General features: G+C 59.9%; 7 protein-coding genes. 4 read left to right on the forward strand and 3 right to left on the reverse strand.

Annotated features, from left to right (window positions below; translation table 11 throughout):
* The first annotated feature begins 237 nt into the window (after positions 1-237).
* Genes M9799_RS10260 through M9799_RS10275 form a run of 4 tightly spaced genes read left to right on the forward strand, consistent with a single transcriptional unit; the run spans position 238 to position 7,214 of the window.
* Positions 238-1,056 (forward strand): ABC transporter permease, encoded by an 819-nt coding sequence (locus tag M9799_RS10260; RefSeq protein ID WP_231042155.1) that lies wholly within the window; start codon positions 238-240, stop codon positions 1,054-1,056.
* Complete coding sequence (locus tag M9799_RS10265; protein ID WP_231041582.1) at positions 1,046-2,413, forward strand: ABC transporter ATP-binding protein; 1,368 nt, start codon at positions 1,046-1,048, stop codon at positions 2,411-2,413. The genes M9799_RS10260 and M9799_RS10265 overlap by 11 nt, the downstream gene beginning before the upstream one ends.
* Positions 2,410-5,379, forward strand: coding sequence for a glycosyltransferase (locus M9799_RS10270; RefSeq protein WP_231041583.1), 2,970 nt, complete (start codon positions 2,410-2,412; stop codon positions 5,377-5,379). Before M9799_RS10265 ends, M9799_RS10270 begins: the two co-directional genes overlap by 4 nt.
* The gene (locus tag M9799_RS10275; RefSeq protein ID WP_231041584.1) at positions 5,376-7,214 is read left to right on the forward strand and encodes an HAD family hydrolase; all 1,839 of its coding nucleotides are present in this window, start codon (positions 5,376-5,378) and stop codon (positions 7,212-7,214) included. Before M9799_RS10270 ends, M9799_RS10275 begins: the two co-directional genes overlap by 4 nt.
* Before the next feature lie 101 nt (positions 7,215-7,315).
* Here the strand turns inward: M9799_RS10275 and M9799_RS10280 are convergent, their stop codons facing one another.
* The 3 genes from M9799_RS10280 to M9799_RS10290 are packed head-to-tail and all read right to left on the reverse strand — an operon-like array spanning position 7,316 to position 12,764.
* Positions 7,316-10,597: a glycosyltransferase gene (locus tag M9799_RS10280; RefSeq protein WP_231041585.1), complete on the reverse strand. Its 3,282-nt coding sequence runs from the start codon at positions 10,595-10,597 to the stop codon at positions 7,316-7,318.
* Positions 10,598-11,923 carry an ABC transporter ATP-binding protein gene (locus M9799_RS10285; RefSeq protein WP_231041586.1) on the reverse strand — a complete coding sequence of 442 codons (1,326 nt, stop codon included), beginning with the start codon at positions 11,921-11,923 and terminating at the stop codon, positions 10,598-10,600.
* The gene (locus tag M9799_RS10290; protein ID WP_231041587.1) at positions 11,913-12,764 is read right to left on the reverse strand and encodes an ABC transporter permease; all 852 of its coding nucleotides are present in this window, start codon (positions 12,762-12,764) and stop codon (positions 11,913-11,915) included. Before M9799_RS10290 ends, M9799_RS10285 begins: the two co-directional genes overlap by 11 nt.
* Between the last annotated feature and the right edge of the window lie 54 nt (positions 12,765-12,818).

The following is a 12,818-nucleotide window of genomic DNA, read 5'->3' on the forward strand; positions in this document are numbered from 1 at the left end:
GGACCGGGCTTGGCGGGAGAGGCGCCGGTGTGCATCCGGCCTGCTAGACTGCAGGGTTCGCCGCTGCCCTGGGCGCGGCGCTGCACCACCGAAGATGGGCAAGGCCTGGAGGTGCTTGAAAGATTTTTGGAAAGATGGCTTTCGGATGGACGGGTATTTTCTTCAGACCATGCAGCTGGTATTTCATTCGATGGGTCATCGAAATCAAGACCAGGGCAATTACGAGGTGTTTTTCTGATGCGCGTTTTTTCTGCGAGTCCGCGCGAGATGTTCGCCAGTCTCTGGCGCAACCGTGAACTCATCAAGACTTCGGCCAAGCGCGAGGTGCACGGGCGCTATCGCGGCTCGGTCATGGGAATACTTTGGTCGTTCTTCAATCCGGTTTTCATGCTGGCGGTCTACACCTTTGTTTTCAGCGAGGTCTTCAAGGCGCGCTGGAGCGGCGGCGGCGAATCGAAATCGGAATTCGCCCTGGTGCTGTTTGCGGGCCTGATCGTCTTCAATATATTTTCAGAATGCATCAACCGCGCCCCTGGCCTGATTCTGGCGAATAGCAACTATGTGAAGAAAGTGGTTTACCCACTGGAAATACTTCCCTGGGTGACGCTGCTTTCCGCACTGTTCCATGCGGCCATCAGCCTGTGCGTCTGGCTGCTGGCCTACGTGGCATTTTTTGGAATTCCGCATGCCACCGCGCTGTATCTGCCGCTGATCGTGCTGCCGTTTCTGCTTTTCGTGATGGGCTTGAGCTGGGCGCTTGCCTCCCTGGGCGTCTTCCTGCGCGATGTCTCGCAACTGGTGGGGGTGATCACGACGGTGCTGATGTTTCTGAGCCCCATCTTCTATCCAGCCGCCGCCCTGCCGGAGGATTATCGCCATCTGGTGTACCTGAACCCTCTCACGCCCGTCATCGAGCAGACACGCGATGTGCTGTTCTGGGGCAAGTCGCCGGAATTCGTCCTGATGGGATGGTATTGGATCTTTGCCTTGGCCATTGCCTGCCTGGGTTTCGCCTGGTTCCAGAAAACACGTAGCGGGTTTGCCGATGTCCTCTGAAATTTCCATCAAGGTCGAAAATATCAGGAAGTGCTATCAAATCTACGATAAGCCCCGGGACCGCCTGAAGCAGTACATATTGCCTCGTCTGCAGAGGCTGTCCGGTCAGCGGCAGCAAAGGTATTTTCGTGAATTCTGGGCCTTGAATGATGTCTCCTTCGAGATCAGGAAGGGCGAAACGGTCGGCATCATCGGAAGAAACGGCAGCGGGAAATCGACCCTGCTGCAAGTGATCTGCGGCACGCTCAATCCCACCGCGGGAAGTGTCAGCACCCATGGCCGCATTGCCGCCCTGCTGGAGCTGGGCGCGGGTTTCAATCCGGAGTTCACCGGGCGCGAGAACGTCTACATGAACGGCGCGGTGCTGGGCCTGAGCAAGGAGGAGATCGACCAGCGTTTCGACCGGATCGCCGCGTTTGCCGATATCGGCGAGTTCATCGAGCAGCCGGTCAAGAGCTATTCCAGCGGCATGTACGTGCGCCTGGCATTCGCGGTCATCGCGCATGTGGACGCGGAAATCCTGGTCATCGATGAAGCCCTGGCGGTAGGGGACGCGGTGTTCACGCAGAAGTGCATGCGTTTCCTGCGCAAATTCAAGGAGCGCGGAACCCTGATCTTCGTAAGCCACGACATGGGTTCGGTGCTGAACCTCTGCGAGCGGGTCGTTTGGCTGCACGGTGGCAACCTGCGGAAGATGGGGCCGGCCAAGGAGATTTCCGAGGAATATTATCAATACACCCTGCAGGAAATATACGGGAAGAACGAAAGCCTGCAGTCGCTTGAAAGCCTGCGTTCTGCCGAAATGGCGGCGGATCGCCCTGAGAATGCCGCGCAGGAGGATGTTTCGCCACCTTTCGTCGATTATGGCGCGCGCGTTTTCGTGGCGGAGAATCTGAGCGAAGCCAACGGCTGGAAGACCGGTGCCGGCGAAATCGTCTCCATCCAGTGGCATTCGCTGCAGTCGGGCCGCGACGAGGTGCTCCAGGGCGGCGAGATGATCCGCATGGTGATCACCGCCAAGGTGGCCCAGGACCTGGCCCGGCCCATTCTCGGGTTCATGGTGAAGGACCGCCTGGGCCAGGATCTGTTCGGCGAGAACACCCTGCCTTTCACCAATCTGCATCCGCTGCCGGTGTCCGCGGGTTCGACACTGAAAAGCGAATATATCTTCCGTTTGCCGATGCTGCCCAATGGGCAATATACGGTCATGGCGTCGCTGGCGGATGGCGACCTGCACAGCCATGTCCAGCACCATTGGCTGCACGATGCATTGATTCTCAACGTCTCCTCGAGCGAAGTCCGCTGGGGGCTGGTCGGCGTGCCTTTTCAAGATATCAAACTGGAAGTGACTGCGTGAAATCTCTGGTTCAACTTTATCAAGAGCATCAGGGCAAGGTCTCTGACAAGTGGGAAATCTATCTCGCTGAATACGACAGGATCTTTTCCGGTTTCCGCAGCCAGCCCATCCGCATGCTGGAGATCGGCATACAGAATGGCGGCTCGTTGGAGATATGGACCGAGTATTTCCGGAATGCGAGGATTTTCATCGGCTGCGACATCAACCCGGCCTGCTCCCGGCTGAGCTATGAGGATCCACGCGTCAAGGTCGTCATCGGCGATGCCAACGCCGAGGTGACCGCGGCGCAGATCCTGGGCCATTCGCCGGCCTTCGATCTGATCATCGACGACGGCTCGCATGTCTCGAGCGATATCGTCAAATCCTTTGCCTTTTACTTCCGCCATCTGGAGCAGGGCGGGGTATTCGTCGCGGAGGACCTGCATTGCAGCTATTGGCAGGACTTCGAGGGCGGCCTGTACCACCCCTATTCCTCTCTGGCCTTCTTCAAGCGGCTGGTCGATGTGATCAACCATGAACACTGGGGCATCGACAGGGAACGCAAGGAACTGGTGCGCGGGTTCTCCGAGCAGTACCAGACGCAGTTCGACGAAGCGCAGCTCGCGCAGATCCATTCCATCGAATTCTTCAACTCGGTGTGCGTGGTGCGCAAGAAGACGGCCAGGGCCAATGTGCTGGGCGATCGCATCGTTGCCGGCAGGAGCGACCAGGTGGTTCCCGGGCTCCAGGCGCTGTCGGGCAGCTCGCTCGCGCAGCCGCAATCCGCCAATCCATGGACGGCCATGGACCGCGCGCCCGACGAGGCGTGGGAGCAGCTGGCGCACACCGCAGCGCAGCGCGGCAGCCGGATCGAAAGCCTGGCCCAGGCCCTGGCGCAGAAGGAGAGCCAGCTGTCGGATCTGTCCCGTGAAGCCGGCGAGAAGGAGGGGGTGATCGCCGGCCTCAGGGATTGCCTCGCGGCACAGGAAAAACAGGCCCGGGCCCTGCAGGAAACGGTGCATGCGCTGCATCGGTCGAGGAGCTGGCGCATCACTCGTCCCTTGCGCGCTCTGGGCAGCCTGCGCAAGCGGCTCGGCAGCCTGCTGGCGATCGTGCGCCGCCTGTCCAGAAGCCAGTCGCTTCCCAGCCTGGCGCGCAAGGCGGTACGGGTCTGGCGCCGCGAAGGGCTGCAGGGCCTGCGCGCGCGCATCCGCCAGCAGAAGTACCTGGCGGCGCAGCCCGGGCCTGCAGCCGGGCCAGGCTTTGCCCTGGCGCCTGCGGCCATCGTGCGCGACCGGCAAGGCCGCTATGCGCTCGATCCGGTGCCAAGCCATTACACCTACGTCGAGCCGCAGCCCCCTATGGACCTGGCGCAGCGGCTCGAGGCCATGCAGTCCAAGCCGCTGTTTTCCATTGTCGTGCCGGTGTACAACACGCCGCCCGAACTGCTGGAGGCCGTGCTCGACTCGGTCAAAAAGCAGTGGTATCCCCACTGGCAGTTGATCCTGAGCGACGATGCCAGCCCGTCCGAGGAAACACGCCAGGCGCTGGCGCGCATCGACCACCCGCAGATCAAGCTGCTGCGTCTGGAGCGCAACCAGGGCATCGCCGGGGCCACCAATGCGGCGCTGGACGCGGCGGAGGGCGACTTCATCGTGTTCATGGACCACGATGACGAGATCACCGTGGACTGCCTCTACGAGCTGGCGCTCTGCATAGAGCGCGAGCAGCCGGATTTCATCTACAGCGACGAAGACAAGCTCACCCAGGCCGGCGACTACAGCGAGCCGCATTTCAAGCCCGACTGGTCGCCGGACACGATGATGAGCACCATGTTCACCTGCCATGTGTCCTGCGTGCGCCGCAGCCTGCTGGAGAAGACCGGGGGGCTGCGCTCGGATTACGACGGCTGCCAGGACTGGGATTTCGTGCTCCGTGTCTCGGAGCACACCGACCGCATCAACCACATCGCCAAGGTGCTCTACCACTGGCGCATCATTCCCGCCTCGATCGCCTCGGACATCGCCGCCAAGCCGTACGTGCTGGAGGCCTCGCGCCGCGTGCGCGAGGATGCGCTGCAGCGGCGCGGCCTGCGCGGGGACGTGGAGCCGGTGGAGCAGGTGCCGGGCTATTTCCGCGTGGCCTACCATCTGCAGGGCAACCCGCTGATCTCGATCATCATTCCCACCCGGGACAATGAAAAGATACTGCGCCGCTGCATCGAATCGCTTTTCGAGCGCACGCGCTGGCGGCATTTCGAAGTGGTGATCCTGGACAACGGCTCGGTGGAGCCGCACACATGCGCGTATCTGCAGCAGTTGCAGGACCAGCCGGGCGTGCGCGTCATACGGCACGATGCGCCCTTCAACTTCTCCGAGCTGAACAATATCGGCGTGCGCCATGCCCAGGGCGAGCTGCTGCTGTTCCTCAATGACGACACCGAGATCCTGCAGGAGGACTGGCTCGAGCGCATGGGCAGCTTCGCCCAGTTGCCCCATGTCGGGGCGGTGGGCGCCAAGCTGCTGTACCCGGGAGGCCGCCAGGTGCAGCACGCCGGCATCCTGAATCTGGAGGACGGCCCGGGGCATGCCTTCCTGCTGCAGGACGGCGACAGCCCCGGCTACTACATGCGCAATCTGCTGGAATACAACTGGCTGGCCGTGACCGGTGCCTGCCTGATGGTGGCGCGGGACAGGTTCGAGGCGGTCGATGGCTTCGACGAGACCCTGCCCATTGCCTACAACGATGTGGACCTGTGCATGCGGCTGCATGGCGCGGGCTTCTACAACGTGGTGTGCCAGGCGGTGCGTCTGACGCACCATGAATCCGTGAGCCGCGGCGTGGACCATATCGACCAGGCCAAGCGCGAGCGCCTCAAGCGCGAGCTGGCCCATCTCTACGAGAAGAACCCGCGCTTTTTCCTCTGCGATCCCTTCCATAACCCCAATCTGCATCCGAACGGGATTCAATTCGAGGTACCCCAATGACGCACAGCGTGGAAAGCAAGCCCGGCCTGACCGAGGCCCTCGCGGCCCTGGAGAACATTCCCGGCCATGCCGAATTGGGCGCGATGCTGGAGCGGGCCGAAGCGGTCTCCTTCGATTTCTTCGACACCCTGTTCATCCGTCCCCTGGCCCATCCCGAGGATGCATTCGATCTGCTGGGCCGCAGGTTCGGGATCGATGATTTCCGCGCGCGCCGCCGCGCCGCACAGGTCGAGGCCTTCCGCCGCATGCTGGACGCCGGACGCAAGGAAATCACGCTGGCGGACATCTATGGGTGTTTTTCCGAAATGCCGGTTCCCTGCGCCGACCTGATGCAGGCGGAATATGCGCTGGAGACGGCCCTGATCGAGCCGAATCCGGAAATGTTCGCCTTGTTCCGCGCCCTGATCGAGGCCGGAAAGACGGTGGTCGTGACCTCGGACATGTACCTGTCGGCGGACTTCTTCATCGAAGCCTTGCGGCCCCATGGCCTGGCGCATCTGCCGATGTTCATTTCCGCGGATTGCAACGCGACGAAACGCGACTGCGGAGAGCTGTTCGAGGTCCTGATCGAAAGGCTGGGCGTGCCGGCCGGCAAGATCCTGCACATTGGCGACAACCTGCAGGCCGATGTCACGCGCCCGCGCGAGAAAGGGTTGATGGCCTTCCATTACCGCGAATCGCGCGCGCAGGTGGTCAGGAAGAATGCCTCGCTGGCAACGTCCATCGGCCACGGGCTGCTGCGCACCCGTGCGCGCGAGGTTCCGGCCGGCTCGTATGCCGAGCTGGGATTCATCTATGGCGGAGCGGCCAATGCCGGCTTCCTCCAGTGGATCGGGGAACGCGCCCGCGTGGATGGCATCGACCATGTGCTGTTCCTCTCGCGCGATGGCTACGCGCTGGAGCGGCTGGCCCGCAAGACCGCGGAAGGCGAGCTTCCCAGCTTCTGTTATTTCCTGGGCTCGCGCACCGCCTACAACCTGGCGGCCATCAACGCGGACAATTTCGGGCAGTTCATTCCCTTCCTGCTGTCCGGCTCGGACGGCCTCGCGCCCTGCGAGCTGCTGGAGCGCATCGGCGTGCAGCCGCCAGCCGCGCAGGTCATGCAGGACCTGGGCCTGGGCGCGCAGGTGCGCGTGAGCGTTGCCCTGCACGAGAAGCTGGCAAGCTTCCTGTATGCCTGGCGCTGGGAAATCCTCAAGGTCTGCCGGCGCAACCGCCGGGCACTGCATTCCTACCTGCGGCAGCTGGGCATCCGCCAGGGCAGCCGGGTGGCGCTGGTGGATGTGGGGTGGAGCGGCACGACCCAGGAGGCCTTCGAGCTGGCCGTCCGTTCCCTGATGGATATCGAGGTCTTTGGCTATTATTTCTGCCTCGCCGACACGCCGGAACGCGCGCGCCGCGAACAGAACCAGCGCATGTCCGCCATGATCAGCGCTGCCAACACGTCGCCGAAGGCGATGGCCGAGATCTACGCCAACCGGGCGGCCGTGGAGCTGTTCTTCTCCGCCCCCCACCATTCGGTGATCGGCCTGCAGCTCGGGGCCGGCGGCATCGAGCCGGTGCTGGACCCGGGACGCGGCAAGAGCGGCAACCTGCCGCAGATTGCGCAGGAGGTGATCGAGGGCGTGGAGATCTTTGCCGAGCACTACGGCGCGTTGCGCCAGCGCCTCGATATCCGGGCGAATCCGCTGCAGATCGCCTGGCCGCTGGTGGAGCTGGCCAGCGACAAGGACGCGCTGTCCCATGATCTGCTGCGGCAGGTCAAGAGCTTCGATGCCTGGGGCAGTTCGCGCAATCACGAACTGGGCTTCGGGGATTACCGGCGCTCTGCCTGACATCGGTGGAAACTGCTGCAGGCCGCCCTGCCGGGTGGCCTGCACGCATGCCCCACGATGTGCCTCCTGGATGAAAAGGGCAGCGCACGGAGCTGTCTTTGCTATTCCAAATATTCCACCAGGAAATGACCGTGGTCTTTCCATTTTTCCTTGAAATAGTTGGCGTTTCTGTTGAATAGCCTGTTGTAGGTATCGGATCCGGAATTGGCCCCAGTCGTCTGGTGGGGCTGGTGCCGGATGCCTGTCAGATCCCGGTAGCAGACGTCCAGGCCCAGCTGTTTTATTTGAAAGGACAGGTCGGTGTCTTCGAAACAGGTTGGATCGTAGAAGACATCGAATCCAGAAGTGGCATCGAACACAGACTTGGGTATGAAGAAGCCGCACGTTGCCAGATAGCCGATATCTGCTCTGTAGCCTCTGGACACTGCGCTTTGGTTCATGCCTCTGTGCGGGCAATAATCGGTGATCATTCCGCCAAGATCGGAATGGTTCCTGTCGAACCAGCCTGCGCCCCAGCCGATGGCCCCTATGTTCGCATCCCGCTCGAGAAGGGTCAGAGCCTCCTCGAAGCAGCTTGAGGAAGTGAACCATTGGTCGGAGTCGAAAAATGCCAGATATTTGCCTGTGGCACTGGCAGCGCCAAGATTGCGTCCCGAAGAGCAGCCATTGACCGGATTGCGTATCAGCTTGACTGTGGGGAAATTCATTTCGACATATTCGGCTCCGCCATCGGAGCTGGAATTGTCGACCACAATGATCTCCTTGAGGTAGGACTGGCTGTGATGCAGCAAGGTTTCAAGGCATCTTCCGATGATCTTCTGGTTGTTGTGTATGAGTATGACGGCGCTGACGGATTTTTCGAAGCGCATTGATCGCTGTTTGCCAAGCAGGACGTCCAGCCTTGAGAACCAGGAGTTCTGCGAAATGAACCTGTCATTTTCGAGGGTGGGCAGAGAAACCATGTCAAGATTGGAGCACCATTGCGCAAACTCTCCCGGGGAATTCCCAATCAGCACTCCGGGGTAGCCGTTCACCTCGGGGAGATTGGTGGAAACGACCGTCTTTCCCGAAAAAAGATATTCAAATATCTTTATGGGTGAGACGGCATCCGAAATTTTTCCTGGGGAAAATGGCAGCAGGCAGAAGTCCGAATGAGCCAGGTAGCCAGGCAATTCCTCTATGCTTTTCGCACCAAGCATATGGACGTTGCTGGGCAAGGATTTCCCTTCGGGTCTGTCGCCGATCAGGACAAAAGCGGTACCGGCGTTGGCAATTGCTGCTTCCTTGAGGTAGTCCCAGGCGAACCATTCTCCGTACAGAGAACCAAAGTACAGGCCGATGCGCTGCCACTCTTTCTGCAGGTCGCTGGGGCGCCTGTACGTCTTGTATTTGTCGAAAATATATTCGTTGGCTGCGTTTGGAGAATAGATGGCATCGCTGCGGTTGTTTTGCCGCAGCCGTTCGACCAGAAGTTTTGCAGTGCCCGTGACGCTTTGCGAATCCGCCACGAACCGGCGATATACATCGATGTCGAACCAGCCGCCACCCAGGCTTGTTTCCCAGTCATCGATCAATTCGAAAACAGTTCTCAGGCCCCTTTTGTTGAATGAATCGAGATAGGGTATGGCCGCAGGGTGAGGGAACTCGAAGATGACAGTCGACCGGCTTGAAATCATGCGCAGTACAGTTTCCGGGGAAGTGGCGGCAATATGGAGATGGGTCAATCCTTGCAATTGAACGTTGGACTCCACATGCTGGTTCATCTCGAAGTCGAATTTTTGATAGATGTAAAGATAGACGACGTTTCGCCCGGTCTTCAACGCACAGCGTGCGAGCTGCGCTGCTCTTTGGCCTCCGCCCACATCATCGAAAGGCACGCCGGTGATGATGACCAGATCCTCTTCGAGCAGCGGGCGCACTGCCGGTTTTGCCGGACCCGAAGCCACTGGCAAGGGCTGTATGTAGCTGGTATGTAGATCCTGCGGACGTCCTGTCAGCTTGTTTTTCACTGCCTTGGCATAGCCGATGAAGCCCCTGTTTCTTATGATATTCATGGATGCACGTGCATAGTAAGGAACCCTGGCGATTATTTTTGGAAATTTTCCATGCATCCTGGAGGATTTGGGTTTTTCTGCTTGAAGTTCGAGCAGAAGTTGGGCAATGTAATTTTCTTTGTCCTGTCGATAGGCCTCGAATTCTGTCAGCAGATCCTCCTTCGTGGAGATATCCTGTTTGAGGTGATGGATTTCCCTGTGGTGCAAAGACAATGCCAGTTCGTTTTTCTGCAGTGCTTTTTTGAGATTTGCTATTTCAATGATTTGATGTTCGGCTTGCTGTGCAAGATGGGAGTTCTCATTGCTTTGATTTTCCAGCTGCTGTGTGAGTTCGAGAATTTCATTGCATTGGGTTTCCGACTTTTGTGTCAGATCGAGGATTTCAATGCGTTGGACTTCCGCTTGATGCGTGAGCCTGGATATTTCTCTGCTTTGGTCTTCCGTCTGATGTGCGAGATGGGTTGTTTTGCTGAGTTGGGCTTCGGCCTCGATTTTCAGCTTGGATATTTCGCTGCTTTGAGCTTGCGCCTGATTGATGAGATCGGATATTTCACCGAGATGGGCTTCTGCCTCGTTTTTCAGTTTGGATATCTCCTTGCGCTGCGAATCGGCTTGCTCTGTGAGATCGGATATTTTGGCGTTGACATCGAAATGCCCTATTTCAAAATTGCCCAAGGTGGGTTTGAGAGACTGCAGCCAGGATTTTTCTGCGTAGATGAGCAGTATTTGCTCTCCAGGCCATAGACTGTCGGGCAGTTTTGTGCAGTCAATCACTCTGGACCAGATCAAGCGGAAGCTTTCATTCAGTTCGCCGGGAATATTCTCGGCAAGGAATGAATAGAAGTGCTCCGTGATTCTGTTGATTTCCCCATATGGCAACATCAGGATCAGGCATTTTCTGGTCCGGGTGATGAGCGAGTCCAGTGTTTTCCATGGATTGTGGAAATGTTCCAGAGTGTTGGAGGAGAAAACCATGTCGAACTGCTCTGCCTGTGGCGCCTGGCTGTCGACCCAGTTCTCGGATAGAAAGCGTATGGCGGGATAGCGGCCTGCGGCTTGCTGGACGGCTGTTTCGGAAAAATCAACGCCTGCCAATTGCTCGCAGGGGATATGGCTTCCCAGGTAATCGGTTCCATCGCCTTGTGCACATCCCCAGTCCGCGACGCTCAAGGCCTGGATTCTTATCTGCTGGAACAGCCATGCCGGCATGTTCTCGATGGCCAGCCTGGCAAAGAAACGCGACTGCCGCGGACCATCGCATGTTTCCCAGTCGGTTGAGAAACGATGGTTCCAATACGTGTTCGAATTGATGTCGGGGTTGTCTTGCATTTAGGTGCTTTGCGTCAGTTGCTTTATTGCAGGATGAAATATCCCAAACAGGCGTTCGTCGGCCAAAGAGGAAAAGTAATGGGCGCCTTCGAGATATTCGTAATAATGCGAAATGCTGCGGTTGAATCTGTTCTCCACTGCCACCACCAGAACGTATTTCCCGGAAACGAGGTGATTGATCGTGCGGAAAATCACTCTGAAGCGATCGCTTTCGGGCAGCGCGGTCGACTGTTCATAGGTGGTGGAGACGATGAGGTCAGTCCCCTGCAGGTCCTTGATGGAAAATGCGATGCACAGCTGTTCGCGCGAAACATCGGGCGGGATCCGCACATCGACGATGATGTGCATGGCCTCGCCCCAGGGGATGATGTCTTTGCGCACTCCCTGGACATTGCAGATCGAGGCAGCGAGAACCAGGCCCTTGTGCGATCCCCAATGCGTGACGGGGCGGTTGTCCAGGCCATGGGAGTTTTCGGGCGACCCTGCCGCCTTCCCGTTCGCTGCATCCGGTGGCGCCGGCCCTGCCATCTCCACCCTTTGCGCCGGGGCCGAAGATGCATCGTCCCCGAGCATGAATTCCATGTATTTCCCGGAGATCGGAAATACTTCGCCGTCTTCGACCAGTTGGCCGCTGTCCAGCCAGATGGCGCGCTGGCACAGGGTGCGCACCGAGCTCACGTCATGGCTGACGAACAAAATGGTCGCGCCGCGCTCCTGGATCTCCTTGATGCGCCGCATGCACTTGGCCACGAAGCGCGCATCGCCCACGGACAGGGCCTCATCGACCACCAGGATGTCCGGGTCGACATGGATGGCAATCGAGAAAGCCAGCCGGGCGTACATGCCGCTGGAATAGGTCTTGACCGGCTGGTCGAGGAAATCCCCGAGTTCGGAAAACGCCAGGACCTGGGCCATGCGCGCCTGCATGCTCTGCTGGGGAAATCCCAGTACGGCGGCCGTCAGCAGCACGTTCTCCCGGCCGGTGAACTCGGCATTGAAGCCCGCGCCCAGCTCCAGCAGCGCCGCTACCCGGCCCTGGATCGAGACCTTGCCGCCGGTGGGAGCGACCGTGCCGCAGATGATCTGCAGCAGGGTGGATTTGCCCGAGCCGTTGCGCCCGATGATGCCGACGGTCTCTCCCTTGCGCACCTCGAAGGACAGCCCCTGCAGGGCCCAGAACTCGCGGAAGTATTGCCTGGCCGGACTGCCCAGCAGCCGCTGCAGGCGCGGGAGCACGAATTGCTTCAGGCGGTCGCGCGGGTTGCCGTAGATCTGGTAGCACTTGGCGAGCTGGCTGACGCGGATGGCGATATCGTCAGAGCACATCGGAAAAGCCTTTCCTGGTCTTCTGGAACCAGGCATAGCCGGCCCAGGCGACGGCTGTCGCGGCCAGCGTGTAGAGCGCCAGCCCGGACCAGTCCGGCAGCCTGCCCCAGATCAGCACGGCGCGCATCTGCTCGATGATGAAGGTCAGCGGGTTGGCCATGAGCCAGGGGCGGTACTGCGGCGGCAATGCGGTGACCGGGTAGAACACCGGCGCCAGGAACATCATCACCATGGTGATGATGGCGATGGTCTGGCCCACGTCGCGCAGGAACACGCCCATCGAGGCAAGCAGCCATGCCAGGCCCAGCGTCAGCACCACGAGCGGCAGCAGGACCAGCGGTGCCAGCAGCACGCTCCAGTGCAGGTAGCCGTTGAACAGGAAAAAGGCCAGCAGCAGCACGCCCAGGCTCACGAAGCCGTGGAACAGCGCCGTGCCCATGCTGACCACCGGCAGGATCTCCAGCGGGAACGGCACCTTCTTGACATAGTTGGTGTTGGCAAGGATCAAGCCGGGCGAGCGGTTGAGCACCTCGGCAAACAGGCCGTGCACGATCATCCCGACGAACAGCACCACGGCGAACTGCGTGCGGCTCTCGTTGCTGCCCGGGCCCCAGCGCGCCTGGAAGACGACGGAAAACACGAAGGTGTAGACCGCCAGCATGAACACCGGGTTGAAGAACGACCAGGCCATGCCCATGACGGAGCCCTTGTAGCGGCCCACCACCTCGCGCCGGGTCAGCTGCAGGATCAGCGCGCGGTGGCGCCACAGGCTTGCGGCCAGCGCCGGCAGGGACGTGGGCGCTGGCGCGTGGGGATCGGTGGTCTGGAAAGCTGAGGGCATGCAAGGCCTTCGCGTGGATCAAAAGGGGGCCATGCCCGCTTCGGGCGGGCATGG

The organism is Comamonas endophytica, from assembly GCF_023634805.2.
Taxonomy (GTDB): domain Bacteria; phylum Pseudomonadota; class Gammaproteobacteria; order Burkholderiales; family Burkholderiaceae_C; genus Comamonas; species Comamonas endophytica.